The organism is Mangrovivirga halotolerans (genome assembly GCF_026241165.1).
GTDB lineage: Bacteria > Bacteroidota > Bacteroidia > Cytophagales > Cyclobacteriaceae > Mangrovivirga > Mangrovivirga halotolerans.
Genome location: NZ_JAPFQN010000010.1, coordinates 84,826 through 105,399, shown reverse-complemented (window position 1 = coordinate 105,399; position 20,574 = coordinate 84,826). Strand labels below are relative to the sequence as shown.

22 protein-coding genes are annotated in these 20,574 nt (G+C 32.9%); 20 read left to right on the top strand and 2 right to left on the bottom strand.

Translation table 11 applies throughout. The features are described from left to right. Positions 1 to 196: 196 nt before the first annotated feature. From OO013_RS16625 to OO013_RS16595, 7 genes are all read left to right on the top strand, one after another. Positions 197 to 1,018, top strand: a complete 822-nt coding sequence (locus OO013_RS16625) for a hypothetical protein (protein ID WP_266058098.1) — start codon at positions 197 to 199, stop codon at positions 1,016 to 1,018. Then, positions 1,008 to 1,613, top strand: a complete 606-nt coding sequence (locus tag OO013_RS16620; protein ID WP_266058097.1) for an ankyrin repeat domain-containing protein — start codon at positions 1,008 to 1,010, stop codon at positions 1,611 to 1,613. The genes OO013_RS16625 and OO013_RS16620 overlap by 11 nt, the downstream gene beginning before the upstream one ends. A 220-nt stretch (positions 1,614 to 1,833) precedes the next feature. Continuing rightward, the gene (locus OO013_RS16615; RefSeq protein ID WP_266058096.1) at positions 1,834 to 2,295 is read left to right on the top strand and encodes a hypothetical protein; all 462 of its coding nucleotides are present in this window, start codon (positions 1,834 to 1,836) and stop codon (positions 2,293 to 2,295) included. Positions 2,296 to 2,458: 163 nt separating this feature from the next. After that, the gene (gene nhaA / locus OO013_RS16610; protein WP_266058095.1) at positions 2,459 to 3,778 is read left to right on the top strand and encodes a Na+/H+ antiporter NhaA; all 1,320 of its coding nucleotides are present in this window, start codon (positions 2,459 to 2,461) and stop codon (positions 3,776 to 3,778) included. A gap of 195 nt (positions 3,779 to 3,973) precedes the next feature. Beyond that, complete coding sequence (locus OO013_RS16605; protein WP_266058094.1) at positions 3,974 to 4,243, top strand: hypothetical protein; 270 nt, start codon at positions 3,974 to 3,976, stop codon at positions 4,241 to 4,243. Continuing rightward, positions 4,240 to 4,842, top strand: coding sequence for an alpha/beta hydrolase (locus OO013_RS16600; protein ID WP_266058093.1), 603 nt, complete (start codon positions 4,240 to 4,242; stop codon positions 4,840 to 4,842). The genes OO013_RS16605 and OO013_RS16600 overlap by 4 nt, the downstream gene beginning before the upstream one ends. 9 nt (positions 4,843 to 4,851) lie before the next feature. Beyond that, positions 4,852 to 5,220, top strand: coding sequence for a YrdB family protein (locus OO013_RS16595; RefSeq protein ID WP_266058092.1), 369 nt, complete (start codon positions 4,852 to 4,854; stop codon positions 5,218 to 5,220). Between the two features lie 85 nt (positions 5,221 to 5,305). On the opposite strand, the gene OO013_RS16590 is transcribed toward OO013_RS16595, so the two are convergent. Continuing rightward, positions 5,306 to 6,022: a LytR/AlgR family response regulator transcription factor gene (locus OO013_RS16590; RefSeq protein WP_266058090.1), complete on the bottom strand. Its 717-nt coding sequence runs from the start codon at positions 6,020 to 6,022 to the stop codon at positions 5,306 to 5,308. Then, positions 6,015 to 7,088 (bottom strand): sensor histidine kinase, encoded by a 1,074-nt coding sequence (locus OO013_RS16585; protein WP_266058089.1) that lies wholly within the window; start codon positions 7,086 to 7,088, stop codon positions 6,015 to 6,017. Before OO013_RS16585 ends, OO013_RS16590 begins: the two co-directional genes overlap by 8 nt. 207 nt (positions 7,089 to 7,295) lie before the next feature. Between OO013_RS16585 and OO013_RS16580 the strand changes: the two genes are divergently transcribed. The 13 genes from OO013_RS16580 (at position 7,296) to OO013_RS16520 (ending at position 20,554) form a co-directional block, all read left to right on the top strand. Further along, the gene (locus tag OO013_RS16580) at positions 7,296 to 7,718 is read left to right on the top strand and encodes a MotA/TolQ/ExbB proton channel family protein (protein WP_266058088.1); all 423 of its coding nucleotides are present in this window, start codon (positions 7,296 to 7,298) and stop codon (positions 7,716 to 7,718) included. A 33-nt stretch (positions 7,719 to 7,751) separates the two neighbouring features. After that, entirely contained in the window at positions 7,752 to 8,999 is a 1,248-nt protein-coding gene (locus tag OO013_RS16575; protein WP_266058087.1) for a serine hydrolase domain-containing protein, read from the top strand. A 147-nt stretch (positions 9,000 to 9,146) separates the two neighbouring features. After that, complete coding sequence (locus OO013_RS16570; RefSeq protein WP_266058086.1) at positions 9,147 to 10,031, top strand: TlpA family protein disulfide reductase; 885 nt, start codon at positions 9,147 to 9,149, stop codon at positions 10,029 to 10,031. A gap of 288 nt (positions 10,032 to 10,319) precedes the next feature. After that, on the top strand, positions 10,320 to 11,543 hold the full coding sequence (locus tag OO013_RS16565) for an NADase-type glycan-binding domain-containing protein (RefSeq protein WP_266058085.1): 1,224 nt from the start codon (positions 10,320 to 10,322) through the stop codon (positions 11,541 to 11,543). 5 nt (positions 11,544 to 11,548) lie between these two features. After that, on the top strand, positions 11,549 to 12,721 hold the full coding sequence (locus OO013_RS16560; RefSeq protein WP_266058084.1) for a hypothetical protein: 1,173 nt from the start codon (positions 11,549 to 11,551) through the stop codon (positions 12,719 to 12,721). 44 nt (positions 12,722 to 12,765) lie between these two features. Beyond that, positions 12,766 to 13,113, top strand: a complete 348-nt coding sequence (locus OO013_RS16555) for a hypothetical protein (RefSeq protein ID WP_266058083.1) — start codon at positions 12,766 to 12,768, stop codon at positions 13,111 to 13,113. A gap of 148 nt (positions 13,114 to 13,261) precedes the next feature. After that, on the top strand, positions 13,262 to 13,678 hold the full coding sequence (locus OO013_RS16550) for a DUF3995 domain-containing protein (RefSeq protein ID WP_266058082.1): 417 nt from the start codon (positions 13,262 to 13,264) through the stop codon (positions 13,676 to 13,678). A gap of 257 nt (positions 13,679 to 13,935) precedes the next feature. After that, positions 13,936 to 15,108: a sensor histidine kinase gene (locus tag OO013_RS16545; protein ID WP_266058081.1), complete on the top strand. Its 1,173-nt coding sequence runs from the start codon at positions 13,936 to 13,938 to the stop codon at positions 15,106 to 15,108. Between the two features lie 7 nt (positions 15,109 to 15,115). Beyond that, the gene (locus OO013_RS16540) at positions 15,116 to 15,478 is read left to right on the top strand and encodes a response regulator (protein WP_266058080.1); all 363 of its coding nucleotides are present in this window, start codon (positions 15,116 to 15,118) and stop codon (positions 15,476 to 15,478) included. Between the two features lie 341 nt (positions 15,479 to 15,819). Beyond that, complete coding sequence (locus OO013_RS16535; RefSeq protein WP_266058079.1) at positions 15,820 to 16,899, top strand: helix-turn-helix domain-containing protein; 1,080 nt, start codon at positions 15,820 to 15,822, stop codon at positions 16,897 to 16,899. A 99-nt stretch (positions 16,900 to 16,998) separates the two neighbouring features. Then, positions 16,999 to 18,648, top strand: coding sequence for a serine hydrolase domain-containing protein (locus OO013_RS16530; protein WP_266058078.1), 1,650 nt, complete (start codon positions 16,999 to 17,001; stop codon positions 18,646 to 18,648). 290 nt (positions 18,649 to 18,938) lie between these two features. Then, complete coding sequence (locus tag OO013_RS16525) at positions 18,939 to 19,313, top strand: BlaI/MecI/CopY family transcriptional regulator (protein WP_266058077.1); 375 nt, start codon at positions 18,939 to 18,941, stop codon at positions 19,311 to 19,313. Positions 19,314 to 19,315: 2 nt separating this feature from the next. After that, complete coding sequence (locus tag OO013_RS16520) at positions 19,316 to 20,554, top strand: M56 family metallopeptidase (RefSeq protein ID WP_266058076.1); 1,239 nt, start codon at positions 19,316 to 19,318, stop codon at positions 20,552 to 20,554. Positions 20,555 to 20,574: the final 20 nt, after the last annotated feature.

Genomic DNA, 20,574 nt, shown 5'->3' with positions numbered 1-20,574 from the left:
TTAACCTGCTTACTCCCTTATAATAAGTTAATCATATTATATATATTAAGCTATAGTTGAGTGCAATATGAATGCAGTAATTCAATTGAAAATATAGTTTAGTTTGTTTTGAAATGTAACTTCCAGATCTCTCGAGTAAGAAGTATTAAAACATTAAAAGCAGATTTGTTATATTGGCACATAACCTGATTTTTTAATGATGAAAAAGTTTATTTTATTTTTACCACTTATTTTCTTCCTGATAAATTGCCAATCTAAAGATGATGATAAAATATCCGAACTGAGCATCGAATTTATCAAAGAGGCCAATCGTCAACTTAGTTATGAAATTCTTAAGGAGTGGGAAGCATATGGTGCTCGCAATAAAAATAAATTTATAATTGATAACACAAAAATCATCATGACTCTTCAAAAGAGAGCTTCAAATATGGATGATAAAGATATAAATCTTATCCTTTCAAATTATAAAGAAACTTTAGATAGCCTGGCAAATACAGTTAATTTAAATAATTCCGAATACAAAGATCTTATAGAAATATATGAAAAGAATTCAGGCCAAGATCCTTATAAAAAAATTCTCCTTTTGACTCTATATGAATCTGACATTCTAAAACAACACGCCCAATATATTAGTGCTCCTGTAACTATCTTTTTTAATTCATATGCATTTTCAAAAGATACCTATTCACAGGGAGAAAAAATTATTTTTACTCATACTGCCTTTGAACCCTATTTATATAATAATCTCACTTATGATAGTGTAAAGATTTCCGTTAATAGCAAATTAGTTAACCTTGATTATGATCTGGATCAATATGTAAGAACAGCAGTTCTGACTTTCACGCCTATTGAACCCGGAGAATATAATATTACCATCTACTCTTCATTTGATTCAAAATTAGAAGAAGGAACTGTTGAAGAAATCTCTGCATCCATTACTGTTAAAGGCCCCACTCCTAATCAAACCAATCAGACGAACTTCTCAAGTAGATCAATAAACAAAAAAGATGTTTTTTAACAACCGTAAAAACACAAAAGTCAATTTTGTTCCAGATAAAATAAGAGCAGAATTTGAACAAGCATTAATTCATGCTAATAAAAAGGAGATATTCAGACTGATCAAAAAATATAAAATTGATTGCAATGGCTTTATTGACAATGAAAATAATAACCCAATATTACAAAAAGCCCTTACAGTTTTAAACCAATACCGCGATACTCCTGACCAATTAACCATTATTAACTATTTATTAGAAAATGGCGCCAATCCTAACATTAAAAACAGGGAAGGATATAATTCGCTTCATGTATCACTTTCTGATCACTCTTTGTCTAAAGTTTCCTTGCTGCTAATTGAAAAAGGGAACATAGATGTAAATGCACAAGATGAAAATGGTAATAATCTGATTTTCATAGCTATAAGGGAGTATGGGAAAACGTGGAGACCAGATCAAAAAAATATAAATGATCTGAGATATCAAATTATTGAAAAGTTATTAAATAAAGGAGCTGACCTGGATCTCTTAAACAACCATGGTATTAATTCGCGTAGATGGCTTGAAATATCAAATGATCAAAAACTGAAGGCGTTGATAAAAAATTTTGATCAATAATCGATACCCCCCTTTAAATAGTAATTATCGAATAAAAAGATATCACAGATTAACCCAAAAGTTTATTCATCCCATATAATTGATTACCACGAGCAAAAGTTTAAAAATTTGATTTTAACCTTAAAACAATTAATTTATAACTGAATAAGAGTGTACGAATAAACTATTTTCTCTACCTCAACCATATTAATCTTTATCAAGAAACAATAAACTATTTCCTATGCCCTCTTCTGATTCAGTTTTAGAAAAAGATCTCTCAACCAGAAAAATGCCAAACGGAATTCGCCTGCTTTTCATTGTTTTTTTACTTTTCAATTTTTTCTGGATATATATTTATTATATCGCTAATCGTTTAACTGAAGCACAAATCGCAGCGATGCCGGAACAAGGAAGAGCTCTTTACCTGGATATACCTGAATGGGTGATGATTGCCGGAGGAATTGGCCTGGTTTCAAGTGTCATTGGTTTGACGTTGGTATTATTTGGCAAAAGAACCGGTATCTGGTTTCTTTTAATCACTTTAATTGGGGTATTGCTCCGCGATGGATGGTTCATTTATGATGGCAGGGTCTGGGAGCTCATTCCGAAACAAAGTTTAATCCTCTCTTCTATATCTGTTGTTATTTTTATTATGCAATTTTTAATTGCACTTTATGCCTCAAACAAAAAATGGTTGAAATGAATCATTCTTTAATGATTTTAACTTCCAAATCTTATCAGATTACTTAATAACCTCAAATCATTATTTGAAATTAGGCTGTAAATAGCTATTTTATTCTATATAAGTGTTAATACCTATAAACTTCTCCTGATCTATTCTAAAACAACAATTTTAACCTTCAATCATGATCAAAAAAATCATAATCACCCCTTTCAGGAAATTCGTACAAATTGAGAGTTTTAGTGGAATCTTATTGCTAATTGCTACTATAATAGCCCTGGTATGGGCTAATTCTTCCTTTGTGGATAGTTACAAGTCTCTTTGGGAATATAAAGTCGGGTTTAGCACCCCAATTTTAGAACTAAAAAAACCACTTTTATTATGGGTCAATGATGGATTGATGGCAATTTTCTTTTTTCTTATTGGTTTAGAAATCAAAAGGGAGTTCTTGATCGGTGAGTTGAATTCATTGAAGAAAATCTCCTTCCCTCTTTTTGGTGCCATCGGAGGAATGTCAGTACCCGTTTTATTTTATATATTCCTGAATAATAATCCTGATACTAGTGTGGGCTGGGGAATTCCCATGGCTACAGACATCGCGTTTTCCCTAGCAGTATTAAATGTACTTGGCGATCGGGTTCCTTTAAGCTTAAAAGTATTTTTAACTGCATTTGCCATTGTAGACGATATTGGTGCTGTACTGGTGATCGCCATATTTTATAGCGGAAATATCGATTTTATGTTATTAGTTTATGCCTTTATCCTGTTAGGAATACTATATGCACTGGCTTTCAGGGGATATTATTCAAAATATATCATAACAAGCCTGGGTATTATCATCTGGATACTATTTCTAAAAGCTGGTATACACCCTACCCTTGCTGGAATATTAGTTGCATTTTCTGTACCTATCCGGCAAAAGATCGACACTCCTTCATTCATAGAAAACCTGGAACAAATAACGGATAACATTAAAAAAGCAAAGATTTCAAGTGATCCGGTATTATCTAAGGAGCAAATTGCTGAAATTGATTGTCTGCAATATTGGACAGATCGTTACCAATCTCCTGTTCAACGCATTGAACATAACCTTCATGGTTGGGTAGCCTACTTTATCATCCCAATTTTTGCCCTTGCCAATGCAGGAGTTGCATTTAGTAGTGCTACAGCAATCGACACTGCAATAGTGATCAACATTATAATTTGTCTGGTGTTGGGCAATAGCATTGGGATATCAACCATCGTTCTACTGGCGAAAAAATTTAAAATTATAGAAGTGCCAAAGGACATTGGAAATAAGCATATCATTGGTGTTGCCTTTTTGGCTGGTATCGGATTCACAATGGCAATATTCATTGCCGGATTAGCCTTTAAAAATAATCCGGTTTATATAGACTCTGCAAAGATCGGAATCCTTATTGGTTCTTTAATTTCAGCTGTGATTGGATTTGCTGTATTAAGATGGTCAAATAGTAACAAAGTCGAACCAGAGAAAATAAATTAACCAAAGCAATAAGCTCCATGCATGAATAATATATCCTTATATTGATTTTAAGGATATATTATTGTTTTTTTAAGCTTAATTCTGGTATTTTGATGGTATAAAGGAATTATTAACCAAAACATCGAAAACTAAATAGGGTCAGGATTTAAATCATTGATTTTTTCACATCCTAAAGACTTTTTTAATTAACTCACTATGAAAAAAGCTTTCAAAATAATTGGAGTCTCTTTATTGATCATCCTCATTTCAGGAATTGGAATTGGAGTTTATTTCTACCAAACTAATCCACGATTACAGGCAATTGTTAATAATGATGAATCTGTGCTTTACTATTTTCCTGCAAAAGAAATGAAAAGCATGGATGACCTGAATTATACAGAAAGTATCTTAACCGTTGAAGATTCATTAAAGATCTATACCTATCAGTTTCAGCCGGAGATAGAAAAAAAGCAAATGTCTTTTTGATCCATGGCTCGGGCGGAAACGTCAGTTTTTATCAACCAATGATCAAAACACTGGTCGATAATGGTTTTGAAGTTTATGCATTGGACTGGCGAGGATATGGGAAATCCACTGGTAAACCAGGATATAAAGGTATTATGAAAGACACTCAGGTGGCCTTTACAGATTTTCTAAATAAGGCTAAAGGAGATAGTGTACAATCTATTGTTTATGGAATGTCACTGGGTGGTCAATTAGCTGTTAAAATTACAGCAGATAATGAAAGCCAGGTTGACTTATTGGTATTAGATGGAACTGTTGAATCTGCTCAAAGTCTGGCGATTGATTATGCTCCGGCAGAATTCCTTAAAGCAAAGGCTAAAGACACCCCGGAAGATTTTAACCAGGATTACATTGCAGTCAGGGATATAGCCTTGATAAAAAACACTCCTAAACTGATTATCCATAGTAAATCGGATAAAGAGATTCCTTTTAAGAGAGGTAAAAATGTCTTCGAGGCCGCTAAAGAGCCGAAGCAATTTTGGGAGACTGACACAGATCACATTATGACATTAACGGATCTTCCTGATGAAACTATTGAGAGGATAAATGCTCTTCTATAAATTCATTTAATGGGATCACATCCAATAAATCTGGCCATTCGTTTTATTCTGGAGTTAATAGCTTTGGTTTCTGCCGGTTTGTGGGGATGGGTAAATGGAGATGGATGGCTGAGGTTTACCTATGCAATTAGTATACCTGTAACAATGGCTGTGATTTGGGGTACATTTAATGTCCCCGGAGATCCAAGCCGATCGGGAAAAGCACCAATTGTAATACCAGGGATCATACGATTGGTAATTGAATTACTATTTTTTGGATTTGCAGTCTGGTTTTTAAATGACATTGGGTATATCATATTAAGTTATCTCCTTGGCATGGTAGTAGTTGTGCATTATTTCGTTTCTTATGATCGAATAAGGTGGTTATTGTCACGGTAATCAAATCTTTGAATAATTCACTAAGATTAAATTAATACCAAGGCTAATTGATCATGCGACAAATGATATGCATGTTCTCCTAATCTTACCCAACACTTTCAAGGCTCTTCAATGCCGTCGATTTATAGCTTCTACCAATAGGAAGAGACTTATCACCTGCCTCCACTGATTCACTGGTATATGATCGAATAAATTTTACTGACGTGATGAATGAGCGGTGAATTCGAATGAAATCCTTCTCTGGCAACTTGGCTTCAATATTACCCATCGTATCACGGATAACTATTGTATCGTCAAGGGTATGTATTTTTAAATAATCACCGATGCTTTCAATATAAACTATTTCTGAAAAGTTAACTTTTACCATCTTACGGTCGGCTTTCACAAAAATAAAATCATTGGAAACTTCCTCGGTTTTCATTTGAGGTTTATTTTCCTTTTGATACACATCGGTATATAGACTTACCGCCTTTAATAGTCGCTCAAAAGATATCGGTTTTAATAAGTAATCAACTGCCTGAAGATCAAAACCATCAATCGCATATTCTCTATACGCAGTAGTAAAAATGATTTTGATGTCTTTATTAATGGATTTAGCAAAAGACAATCCGGAGATTTTCGGCATATTGATATCCAGAAAAATCAAATCTATCTGGTGAGTGTTGATCAAATTGAAGGCATCCACCGCATTACTACATGAACCAATTACATTAATGCGTTCTATTTGAGAAAGATGTTTGAGCAGTATTTCCCTGGCAGTTGGTTCGTCATCCACTATAATACATGATATTTGTTTACTCATCATAGTTTACTTTAGCGTGATTCAGCTTGAGCTCAACTTCAAAACAATTTTTCTCTGCCTTGATTGAGAGTTTATAAGAATCCGGATATAGTAAATCCAGCCTCTTTCTAATATTCCAGAGTCCGATGCCATTCTCTTTTATATCCGGATCAACCTCTATAACAGAGTTTTTGACTTTAAAGTTCATTTCTTCCGGACCTACATTTAATCTCATAAAAATCATGAGTTTGTTATCTACGATATCACCATGTTTGAAACTGTTTTCTACAAAAGGGATTAATAACATAGGTGCAACATCTATATCGTAATCATAATTATCGATATCCAGCTCCACTTCTAATGTATCGCTAAACCTGATTCTCTCCAGATCAATATAATCTTTTATATGAGCAATTTCACTCGATAAACTAACCATAGGCTTATCTACCTGGTAAAGAAGGTAATCAAGCAGATTAGACAATTTAAGAATCATTTCAGGAGTTTCTTCAGACTTTTTCAATGCATACCCATACATTGTGTTTAGCGTATTAAATAAAAAATGTGGATGAATCTGTAGTTTCAGGTATTTCAATTCCTGCTCTTTTAATTTGAGCTGGGATAAGAGGAATTTATTTTCTAATTCTTTTGTTTGAGCAATAGCCGAATAATTATACTTCAATAATCTGAAAGCAGTTACAAAAAATACAACCATATAAACTGCCAGTAATGTAAAAACCAGACTTCTGTTTAAAGAAACTACCCTTTCAGCCTGACCAGTTAGAAAAATAAGTCCGTAAAATATTGAAAGTATGATCGCATACGCAGATAAAATCAACGTATAAAAACTATAAATACCAAAAACGAAATATCTTTTTTTCAAAAGAAATTTAGGTATCAAATAATAGATAATAGTATAGGTTGTACCGATGGTTACGGGCATTAAAAAGACCGAAAATCTGTTCAGATCTTTTGGAATACCTGTTGGTTCTTCAAAGCAGTAGCTAAAAAATATATAGACAATAATCCAGAATAAGGAATGAAGCAGTATTTTCTGAAAAAATTGATATAAAAAGTAGCGAATGCTCATATAAACCACAATATCTGCATAATTTCGAAATTATTTATCTTTCTGCGACGAACAACAGATTTAAAGCGATATATAACAAAGTAAATTATGGTTGTTACCTTCATATTAGCAAAATAGTTTAATGCTGTTGTAAATCGGCAGTTGGTCTCAAATAAAAAATTCAAGGTAAAAATGAGAATATATTTGGGCATAATCAAAAATATAAACATGGCATTAGCATTTAATCAAAGTGAGGATCAGGTTAGTTTTTTCTCTATCGTTTTTGAGAGAATGCAGGATGGCGGAATTATTATTATGTCTATTCTTCTCATTTGTCTAATAATAACCTTGATTTTGATTGGCCGTGGCATTTATCATTTTAAAAAGAAGAGCCCAAAGCTAGAAAAATCGATCACATTAATTAATTCGATTGGATTGTTCGCCCTTGTTTTGGGTGTATTTGGCCCACTGTTACAAATGATCGAAATCCTGGATCAAATGGAAGAAATCGGTGGTCTTAAAGCTCATCAAATGGCCGGTGGTTTCAAGCAAACTATCCTCCCTACCCTGCTTGGTTGTTTTATATTTTTGGTTAGCAGGGCTTTTACCATAATGCTTAACTGGTTAAAGCCTCATTATAAAATAAATTGATGCCGCCAGCATCTTAACCAAAAAACATCAAACATGAGATTAACCAAAAGAATTACACTGATAATTCTATCTGTATTACTATGGTCCGCTTTTATTGGGTTCGGGTTTATTAATGGCTTTCTATTAAAACCGATCACTTTAGACAATTCTCCTCAAGGGTTTATTGAAGCAGCAAAAGATAAAGTTGCAAATGAATATGTTGGAAACCTTGCCATGGCCTTGATAGAAGACGGTGTAGTAGTAGAAGAATACTTTTATGACATTGAAGGGCATAATATTGATCAGAATTCGGCTTTTCCCGTCGCCTCTGTAAGCAAGTGGGTTACATCAGTAGGAGTCATGAAACTTGTCGAAAATGGTCAAATAGATCTGGACGAACCAATTGACAATTACCTCACCCGTTGGCACCTCCCTCCCGGTGAATATGACAATAATAAAGTTACGGTTAGAAGACTACTTTCGCATTCTGCCGGATTGGATGATGGCTTAGGATATAATGGTTTCACCAAAGATGAAAACATGCAAACATTGGAGGAGTCACTGACAAAAGCAGCCGATGCCGGATCTTATGCCGAAGGTAAAGCCAGGGTAGGTTACGAACCGGGAAGTCAATATATGTACTCAGGTGCCGGTTATGCTTTACTTCAATTGCTCATTGAAGAAATAAGCAAAGGTTCTTTTCAGAAATTCATGCAGGAACAAGTGTTTAATCCTCTTGAAATGACTCATTCAAGTTACATTTTGAGTGATAGCACCAAAATAGGTTTAGTTCCTGTTTACCGGAATGATGGACCCACCAGACCAATGAACAGGTTTACAGCCAAAGCGGCTAGTTCACTTATGACTTCAACCTCTGACATTGCGAAGTTTATGATTGCCCAGCTGAAAGGGAATCAGGTTCTGTCGGATTCCACGATTAAAATAATGACTGAAGCCGAAAGCTTTAGGCATGATATCGGGATATATGGATTAGGTCCTCATTTATATAGTCAGGACTATACAGATTCAAAAATTATTGGTCACGATGGAAGCGGCAATGATGCCATCAATTCAGCAGCTCGAATAGATTTGCTTACCGGCGATGGTATTATAATTTTCGAAACAGGAAACTATAGTTATGCATCCGTTCTTGCTGATGAATGGATGTTCCGGGAAGCAGGAATTGCTGATCGAGTAGTAATGGAGCGAAATATGCCTTTTATAATCACTTTGTTAATAATTGGATACTTATTGATCACTATGGGTGCTATTTTTCTCATTCGTAAAAAAAATTTGCTATGAATAACAATTAGTACTTTATCGGAATAATAATATTTAGGATCTATAGATCAACCATTCCCTTTATTAAACAGAAAAAATGAAGGCGATTCCTATTCAAATATCGTCTTCTTTTTAATCAGGCTTACTTGTATTTAATAATTCAAAAAAATGAAGAAACCAGCAATAAAAATAATTTCCGGAATTGTCATTTCCACTATTATCATGGGTTTAATGTTTTACTTGTTTCTTTTTTTAAACCCGTTGAGAATTTATGAATCTAATACCTTAAAATGGATACCAATACTGATTACAATCATCAGTATATTTATTAGTGGAAGAATAAACAGGAAAACACCAATAAAGTACCTTCCTTTCTTATTTCTGCCTTTTATTTTATTCAAACCATTTAATTTCGCCTATTTCCCTTTTATTCTCTATCTAATTGGAGTTGGAATACTTGCTTTAATTGTCTCTCGTACTGAAATACCATTTAATTTCAGGTTGATTGCCTGGACGGGTATTACTTGCATATTTATCTTCTTTCTCTTTTCTCAACCACTAATTTTGGTGAATGATGGCTTTAAATATGATGAAAATGGAGATTTATTAAATGCAACGACCTTATGGGAATTCAATAAAGAAGATGACAATAAGTTGCCAGATCATCTGCTGATTGATAAAAATAACCATCAAATAAATATTGCTGAAATACCAAAAACAACTCACCTGATAACTTTTTGGGCTACCTGGTGTGCTCCCTGTATGCAGGAGAAATCTCAATTACAAAAATTGAAGCAGCAGTACAAAAACAACAATGAAATTCTATTTATTGATATTTCCTTCGATACCAATAAGGACAAGTGGCTCCGTTATATCAATCAAAATAATCCATCCGGTTTACAACTGATTTCTACGGACCAACAATTGACCAGCAGATCCTTTAATTTCCAGGGAATTCCAATGCATTTGATAGTTCATCCTGATGGTAGCTATGAGAAGTATCATTCACTTGAAGCAGTAAAAAATATTCTATTAAATACGGAAAAACTGTAAAAAGAATTGCCTTGCTCCCTTAAAAAAAACTAAGCAAAAGTAATTTGAATCATCACGTTAAAGAAAGTGAGAAACCGCATCTTTAATGGTCATTTATCGCTTTTTATACCTTTCAACACATTCATTTTGAATTACAAGAACACATCGGTTACTTAGTGGGAAATTAGCGTATTAAAAACTAAAGATTTTTTGCTTAGCTAATCATTCGATTTTTTTAACAATAGATTAATATATTAAGAGTCAATTATCAACTTTATACTGTCGATTCAACTAAAACCAATTCCTGAAATGAAACTAAACTTTTTAATCGCACTAATATTTTTATCCCAATTTGCCTTTTCTCAGGTAAGGGAATTAGATCCATCATCAGTTGAACTATTAGAATTTAGTGTTGAAGACGAAAAAGCATTCAATGATAATTATAATGCATATTTAAAAATATCGAAGAAATTATCTAACGGTATTGATTATGAAAGTTTAAGCCAGGAAGAGAAGGATGTTCTCGATAAGATTGACGAAACAATAGAAAGCTATTGGGATATCGAAGGCATGGCTTGTAGCTGGTATTGTGGAGGTGGACCTAAAAAGGTTACTGCTTCCAGTTATCTTAAATCCCAGGGCGATAATAGCTATGAGCCTCAAAACGCCCATGACCTCAACTTTAAATATGCCTGGGTAGAAGGTGCTCCAGGAAATGGAATTGGTGAATATTTAACCTATACATTTGCAGCTAAAGCCCCTCGTATCACCGAAATTAAAGTGGTTAACGGATATGTCAAAAGTCAGTCTGCATGGATAAATAATTCAAGAGTCAAAAAACTAAAGGTTTACCTGAACAACCAGCCTTTTGCGATTTTAAATCTAAGAGATATCCGTGGAATTCAAACATTTGAATTTGATCCGATAGGCAATGGATGGGATGTCCCTGATAGCACACCGGACTGGGAATTAAAGTTTGAAATAGCCGATGTATATAAAGGTGAAAAATATGATGATGTAGTGATCTCAGAGATATTTTTTGATGGTATTGATGTTCATTGTTTTGCTCGTGATACCAAAATTCAAATGGCAGACAATTCTATAAAAAACATTCAGGATCTTAAGGTTGGTGATTTAGTAGCTCAAATGAACCTGGAAACTAGGGATGTTACATCAGCAAGAATTGAAAAACTGGAGAATGTTATTCATCACAGAATGATAACATATCAATTTGAAAGCGGATTAAAAATCACCGCTACACTGGATCATCCATTTATGATTCAAAACAAAGGTTGGGCCTCTTTTTTGCCAAGTCAATCCAGTCAATACAAGGGATTTGAGAATATTAAAACCATCGTTCCAGGTGACTTATTTATAACCCCCGATGGTTTTGAAAGATTGATCAGTTTAAAATTTGAGCAGGGAGAACAGGAAACTTATACAATCTCCAAATTAAGTACTGGCAACAACTTCATTGCAAACGGATTGGTAGTAGGTGTTGAAGAATTAAATGGTGACAGTAATAATCAGTAATATCAATGAAGGAATATAAAATAGCGAAAGGATGGGCAATATTTATTTATCTGTTTTCACCAGTATTGCTTGGATTATTTGGCTGGGTATTATCCCTTCCCTTTCAAGAGGAAAATTTTTCACCTAATGCATCCTGGATTATTATTCCTGTTTCAATTGCCATGATAGTATTAATCATCTATGGATTGGCTGAAACATATAAGGGAAAGCTATTAATTCAGAATGATAGAATTATTTACATAAGCACCTTTTATAAAAGAATCCTGACCATTGATGAAGTCAAAGGCTATACGGTAAATGAACAATATATTTTTGTCGAACCTAAGTCAAAAAATAAAAAACGGATTAAAATAAGTAAATACACTGGCGGATATGGTGAAATATTGTTTTGGTTCTCACTTAGATTCCCTGATCTTGATAAAGTCAATACATTTGAAGAAGAACAGGATATACTAAGTAATGAAACCTATGGAGAATCTCTGGAAATAAGAGAAGATAGGCTTCAAAAGGCAAGAAAAACTTCAAGAGTAATTAATTGGCTAGCTGGATTATCATCATTCTGGATTATTTTCTATCCAACGCCATATCAATTTGCTATTTTGGCTGGAATACTTATACCGATTACAGGATTAATAGCAGTTAAATTATCCAATGGGTTAATTCATATAGATGAAAAAAAAGGAAGTGCATACCCTTCTGTCATTTACTCTTTCATATTTCCACCTCTGGGAATAATGCTCAGGGCAATTTTAGATTTTAATATTTTCGATTTTTCTAATGTGTGGCTGCCCACATTTTTAATCACTGTCATTTTCTTGATCTTGCTATTAAATAAGCAGAAACAAATCACAATTAAGGATAAAACAAACTTTATAACAATTGCCTGTCTGACCTTATTTCTTTTCGCTTACAGTATCGGGGTAGTTATTCAATATAATTGCTATTATGACAACTCACAGGCTAAAATTTATACGGCTAAAATTCTAAACAAAAGAATTAGTTCAGGTCGAAGTACCACACATTATTTAGAACTTTCATCCTGGGGGCCTCAAAAAGAAATTGAAGAAATAAGTGTTGATAAAAAGCTTTATAGTAAAGTAAATATAGGTGAACAAGTTACTGTTAACTTCAAAAAAGGAAATCTCAATATACCCTGGTTAGTGGTTACAAATGATTAACACTCTAAATATTAAAAATACTTTGCATTGAACTACGCAGTAAAATGACACGAAAGAACTTTTTACTACACCTTTGTTTAACCCTGACCATTATCCTCGAAATAATCACCTATTTTGAATTTTACGGTGGTGATATCTTTTTCAATCTGGAATATACGTTTAAGAATGTTATATTTCTTGTAGTGACTATAACTACTTTTTGGAATCATTCAAAATTAAATATTCTCATTGTGGTTGCCTATCAACTGGTAAAAGGTTTGATAATGACATCCTATGATACAACCGATATACTATTTAATGTAATAATGATTTCTCATTTCGTTTTGGCTCCTGGTATTTTCTTTCATAAAGAATTAGCCAACTTGAAACTTCAGAGAAAGGAACAAAAATAGTATCACTTTCAAAGTAGGTATTATAGAAAAGCAGCCCATCTCCATTTTAGAAATTGGGATACCCATGGTTATGTCCCTATTTAAAATTAGTCTATTGACTAACTTTGAAAAATAACATAACTTTAGCGAAGGAAATCAACGAACAACCATGACTACATCACTGATATTAAGTTTTATTTTTCTTATTCTGGGCCTTATTCACCTTAATTGGGTAATCGGTGGCGAATTTGGATTTGCCCAATCTCTACCAACCAAAGAAAATGGGGAAAGAATATTAAATCCTAAGAAAGCAGACAGTGCTATTGTTGGTATTGGCCTGATCTTTTTTGCAATGTTCTATATATTTAAATCAGGTATAATTAACCATCAGATTCCTGGGTGGGTGATGAAATATGGAGGCTGGATCATTCCATCTATATTTATCCTGAGAGCAATAGGAGATTTTAAATATGTTGGATTTTTTAAGAAGCTAAAAGATACTGATTTCGGAAAAAGGGATACTAAATTCTTTTCTCCACTTTGCCTTATTATTGGGATACTAGGATTTATTATTCAAATAATCTAAGAACCAAATCTCAACTACATAGAATTCAAATATCATTTTAATTAGACCCAGCATCAGGATAAAAAGATAAATACCTATTAGGCAGCAAATATCTTTTCTGTTGATCAAAAATTACCTATTTTAAGTATACCAAAACAGGCATTACCATAACAAACAGCTCATTCCTTACTTGTAATAAAGGCTAAAATAGACCGTTATTATTACTTAGCAACTCGCTAAAACCAGCAGACCAAACATTATTATTTAAAAATTAGGCTATGGAAAATTTAAGAACCAGAAAAGATCGCCCTTCTTCAAAATCCTATAACAACTTCAAAGCTATTGATGTTAAAGGAGATATTTACAAACAAATATTTAAACACTCTCCCATACCAACTATTGTTCATGATATGGAAATGAACATAATTGATATAAACAATAGTGCCTTGGAGGAATTCGGATACAAGCAAGAAGAATTACTGGAAAAAACAGTTTTTGATTTACATACTGAAGAAGAACTCGTTCATTCTAATGAGATTTTAGATCGAATGCATAAGGAGAATAAACTCAGTGTTGAAACCAGTTTTAAGAGAAAAGATGGGTCTGTATTTTATGCTAAGGCCACACCATGCAAATTTATGTTGGGGAATAAGCCGGTAATACATGTATTTATACAAGATATCACTGATCACATATTAGCTGAAAAGAAACTGGCAGAATTGAATGATGCCCTTAAATCTGAAATGAAAAAAGTTGAAGCTCATTCAAAGCAAGTTGAATTAAAAAATAAAGAACTGGAAGAATTCGCCTATGTAGCTGCACATGACCTTAAAGCTCCAATCACCAATATTAATATCCTTAAAGACATGATTAATGAAGAGTCTTTTAAAGATGAGGATAATAAGGAGCTATTTGATAAGTTGAAGAAAAACATCACACAATTACATAGTACAGTATTTTCACTTAACGATGTAATTACTTTTAAAACTACCCTCAATAATGATAAAGAGCTTATCAAATTCGACGAACTATTTGAAGAAATAAAAGAAACGATAGAAGAGCAAATTAAAAATTCAAATGCTACAATTACAGAGGATTTTTCAAATTGCCCGGAAATTAAATATCCCCCTCTCCACTTAAAAAGCATTATGCAAAATTTGCTTACCAACGCCATAAAATATAGAAATCCTGAGATCCCATTAAAGGTAGAGGTTCAAACAAGTGAAAATAACGGAAGAACGTGCTTAACTGTAAAAGATAATGGACTGGGTTTCAACTCAGAAAAATTTGGCGATAAAATGTTCGGTCTGTTTAAAAGGCTTCATACCCATATTGAAGGTAAAGGAGTGGGAATGTATATTGTTAAATCGATCTTAGATACCCACGGTGGAAAAATCGAAGTCGAAAGCAAGCCAAATGAAGGAGCAATGTTTAAAGTATATTTAAATTAGAAAGACAATGAGTAAAATATTACTGGTGGAAGATGATGAGGTAACTAACTTTCTTTCTAAATCAGTACTTAAAAGTGCTGGTTTTGAGAAAATTGATGAAGCTTTAAACGGAATGGAAGCATATGAACGGATTCAAATAGAATGCCCAGACATAATCTTCCTGGATATTAACATGCCGGTAATGGATGGCTGGGAATTTCTTGAAGAAAAAAAAGAAAAAGCACAATGTGAAAATGTAAAAATCATTATGCTGACTTCATCACCGCATCCGGCTGACAAAAAGAAAGCCAGGAGTTACCCTTGTGTAATAGAGTATTTTGAAAAACCTCTTACGAATGAAAAAGTGGAGAAATTAAAAACCATGATTTGAATACTCATGTATTTTCCATGTTAGATAAATTCCACCTGTAAACTCTGGTTCATTGGACCTGACTTACGATTTCTTTATACCAGTTAAATATATATTCAGCTATCATCCTGTCATCAGTTTCAGGTTTATAGCCTGATATTTAATAATATCTTTACTACCAATAATTCCCGTCTTATTCCGAATCCTTATAACCACATATTTAAGATCTATAAATTCTTTGTTATGGCAATCTAATACTCTATTTTTGGAGATTTTTTAATAACAATTTTTTAGTAAAACAGCAGTTTAAATGAAGGCTATTGGTTATTTGTTGAGTAGGTAACTTTTAAAATAAGATGGGGTTGGATAGTAAAATTGAATTAATAAATAGTATCGGTAAGATCATCGTATTCATGATGTGGTTACTTTCTGCTTTTCTCTTAACCGTTAAAAGCTCTAAAAAATTATCCAATCAATTATTCGCCCTGTTTTTAATAGTAACTTCGATTGATTTCACAGGATTGTTTATTAACTATCGATTTGAATCTTACCCAATTCTGGTAAGTATTAAAACAGCTACCGCCCTGCTACAAATGCCATTGCTCTATCTGTATGTCTTATCAGTCTGCTACTCGAACTTTAAGCTTAGATTCCAATATCTGACTCATTCCTTATTATTTCTGATTTTCACTGTGGTCTTTATAATGACTTCCAAATCAGATCTATCTTTTGATATATTTCTAATTGTTGCTGAATTGCAATGGTTTGCCTACATCATTGCTATTTTCATTTTTCTTAAAAAATACAAGACTATCTATAAGGAAAACTATTCGAATCCGGCACATTTAAATTATCGGTGGATAACCCAAATTATAATAATCTTTTCTGCAGCCCACATTTTTGTGTTAATCAAATGGATATTTGAGTACACTGATTTCAAGTATATATTAGAAATTTATATAATTATAAGTATCACTGCTCTAATGGTGATTACATTTTTTGTGCTAAAAGCTATGTTTACCCCGCAGCTTTTCACCGGAATAAATTTCTCTCAAAAACCTTTAAAACCCTCACTAAAAAATACCAAAAAAAGTGATCCGGACGATGAGCAAACGGAAAAACTCATTGCTTACATGAATACAGAAAAGCCATACCTGGATTTCGAACTAACATTATTGAAATTGGCCGATCAACTTAGAATGTCAGAAAATGATCTTTCTATTTTAATTAACCATCACCTGGGAAAGCATTTTTTTGATTTCATCAATGAATACAGAATTAAAGAGGCGAAAGAACTTTTAGAAGATCCGGATAATAAAGAGCTGACTATTTTAGAAATTGTATACGAAGCTGGTTTCAATTCAAAATCATCCTTTTATACCGCTTTTAAAAAAATAACTGATCAAACCCCTACTCAATACCGGAAAAAGGCTTTGTCCTGATAAAGGTTCCGACTAAAAAATCAGTCCGACTTTATTTATCCGGACAATTAAACAGGCTCTAACCCTCATTTTTGTTGAAAACTAAACGAAAAAACAAAAATGATGAAATCACTATTGACCTGCTTTTTATTGTTATCGATATACTTACTCAATGCACAAGAGTCAAATAAAAATGATTTATTCCTACAGGTAGGTTCTTTATTACATAATAATTATAATTCTGACCAGCCTGGAGTTGCTGTCTCAATTATAAAAAATGGCAACGTTGTTTATAAAAATCAAAAAGGAACAGCAAACCTTGAATATAACATTCCAATATCAGATTCAACTGCATTTAATATCGCATCAGTTTCAAAACAGTTCACAGCTTTTTTAGCAGTATTATTAGAAAAGGAAAACAAGTTATCAATGAGTGATGATATAAGAAACCATCTACCCGAACTTAAACATCTTCCTTATAAAATCACCCTTAGACATTTGGCCAGCCATACACATGGTCTGCCTAACTCTAATGAACTAGCAAACCTTGCAGGTAAAGGTTTGGATTATAATATAACACACCAGGAAATTGCACAGATGTTACTAAACATCAAACAGGTGAATTTTAAACCGGGTGCTAAGTATGAATATAACAATACAGGGTTTATTTTATTAGCTGAAATAATAGAACGAGTTACTGGCAAGCCTTTTCAGGAAGTATTGCAAGATCGCATATTTAAACCATTGCAAATGGATCATTCCATGGCGGTAAGTAGTTCATCGATTATCGTTAAAAACAAGGCTTATTCTTATAAAAAGGAAAATGATATGTATAAAAACTACGTATTAAATATGAAGGCCAACGGGTCTTCAGGAATTAGTACAACAATCGATGATCTTAGCAAATGGGCCATTGAATTTCAGAATCCAAATAAGATCAATAATGTGGTTTTTGATGAAATGACACAAACCACTACACTTAACTCAGGAAAAACGATTGACTATGGGCTAGGATTAGAATTTAAAAACTATAGAGGTGTAGACGTAGTTTTTCATGGCGGTGGTACTGCAGGTTTTCGATCGTATTTGCTGCATATACCTGAATATATGTTCTCAGTGGTCATCCTGGGCAATAACAATGACTTCACACCCCTGAATATAGTGTATAACATTGTTGATCTCTTTTTAGAAGAACACCTGGAAGAGCCTTCAGCACCTAAGAAAGTGAGATACAGTAATAAAGAACTCAAAGCTTTTGAAGGAACCTATGAAATGTTTCCGGGGACTTATTACAATATTCTTGCTGAAAATGACACGCTCTACTTTCAATCATTTGGAAGAAAGGGAAAAGCACCGCTACCTGTTATAGGAGATGGGGAATTTCTGTTCCCTTATGTCCCAACAACTAAGTTTTCATTTTATGAAAATGGGTTCATCTTTAATATTGCTGATTTTAAATATGACTGTAAAAAAGTAGAACTAAAACCAAAAGATATCCCTTCAAAATCAGACCTTCTTAAATTTGAAGGTGCCTATAAAAATGAAGAGTTTAATATCAATTATGAATTAGTTATGAAAAATAACCAGCTGGTAGCGAGTCATTCTATTAATGGGGATTTTGAACTATTCCCTTTGGCACAGGATAGTTTTTATACTAATCAGTCGGTTTTTAGTAAGGTTGATTTCATAAAAAATGACCAGGGAGATATTATTGAATTTCAGTTATCCGGTCGAAATATCAAAAACTTAAAATTTCGAAAAATTAATTAAAACCAAATTCTCTTGAATATTAGTTTCAAATTGATTTATAATGGAACATAACCCAGGTTAATCTTAAAGTTTCTTTCCTCCTAAAAATTTATGAGGAAAGAAACTTATCACTTTTTCTCTGTGTATTAACTCCCTCCTCTTCCGCTTTTTCATCTCTTTGTATGAGGATCACTCCATCATAATACGAACTAATCAAATTATGTTTATCTCAAACATTTAAATTATCTACTACAATTATAGTAGATATAAATATTTTATAGTACATTAGCAAAAGACAATTAATTTACGTCATGGAAGAACTCACAAAAGCCCAGGAAGACATTCTAAAAGCATTATGGGAAATAGAAGACGGAGCCGTCAGTGACATATTGGAACGCATTCAGGAACCTAAACCTGCATACAATACAGTAGCCACTGTTGTTAAAGTATTAGAAAAGAAAGGGTATGTCGATCACAAAACCTATGGTAAAACGAATGTTTACTTTCCATTAGTTTCTCAAGATACCTATGCTAAAAAAATCATGAAAACAACAATCGGAAGTTTCTTTAATGGATCAATCAAGCAAATGGTTTCCCATTTTGTTAAGGATAAAGAAATAGATATTCACGAATTGGAATCATTAAAAGATATGATAGAGAAAGAAATAAAAACTCAAAAGAAATAATTATGTCTGTTTTTTATTATTTATTCATTTCTACCTTCAGTCTTGGTTTATTTTATGGAGTTTATAAGCTTTTATTAAATAATAAGGCGTCATTTAAAATTAACCGCTTGTATTTAATTACCGGGTTGGTATTTTCGGTCTTAATACCTTTTCAACCCTGGACAATTGGCAGCAATAATTTTGAACCCAATCTGATCACTGATCCTGCATTAATCAATACACTAATTCGTTCATCAGAAGTTGGAGGATCTATTGATTCAAACGAGTTAAGTTGGATAAATATCGCCTTTTGGATATATATACTAATTGTTGCAATCCTACTTTTCAGGATTCTACTAAATATTATACGAATCACACTCCTGCTAAATAATTCTGAAAAGAAGGTAAAGCAGGAAGAGTATATACTGGTTTATAATAAAAATATAAAAACAGCTTTCAGCTTTCTGAAATGGATATTCATACCAAAAGATACCTTGTCAGAAAAAGAAGTAGAAAAAATAATCCTTCACGAAAAAACTCATGCATTAAGATATCATTCAATTGACCTGATTCTTTGCCAGCTTTTAGCAGCGACTCAATGGTTTAATCCGATAATCTGGTTTTATAAAAGTGAATTAGAATTAATCCATGAATACGAAGCTGATTATGGAGTTATTAATACAGGAATAAACAAGCTTGAATATCAGGCACTTATAATCAATCAGATTTCTGAGGAAAACCTGATCAATATCACATCACCTTTTAATCAATCACTAATTAAAAAACGAATAATCATGATGAACAAAAACGTCAATTTTAAAAATCAATCTTCCTTAAAAGCATTAATTATAGTGCCATTAATAATGCTAATATCTACAGGTGTAGCATGCACTAAAGAAAACGACCCAAGTCAAATTGCAGACACAAAAAATCCATCATTAGAAAATGCTGACTATTATGTTGATGGAGAAAAGGTGTCAAGCATAGATAATTTGGACAAATCTGAAATAAAATCGATTGATATTCGGAAAGAAGAAAATGGTGAAAAAAGTGTTTCTGTGACGACTAAATCATCAGATGAAAAACCAAACCTTCAAAACGTATTATACATCGTTGACGGAAAGACTAAACCTGATGGGTATACCCCTAAAGACCTGAATCCTGATGATATTAAATCGATAAAAGTGATTAAGGATAAGGCCACAATGAAAGAATATACAGATGGCGAATACGATGGGATAATTTTAATTATTACTAAATAGAATAAATTCAAATTCTCCAG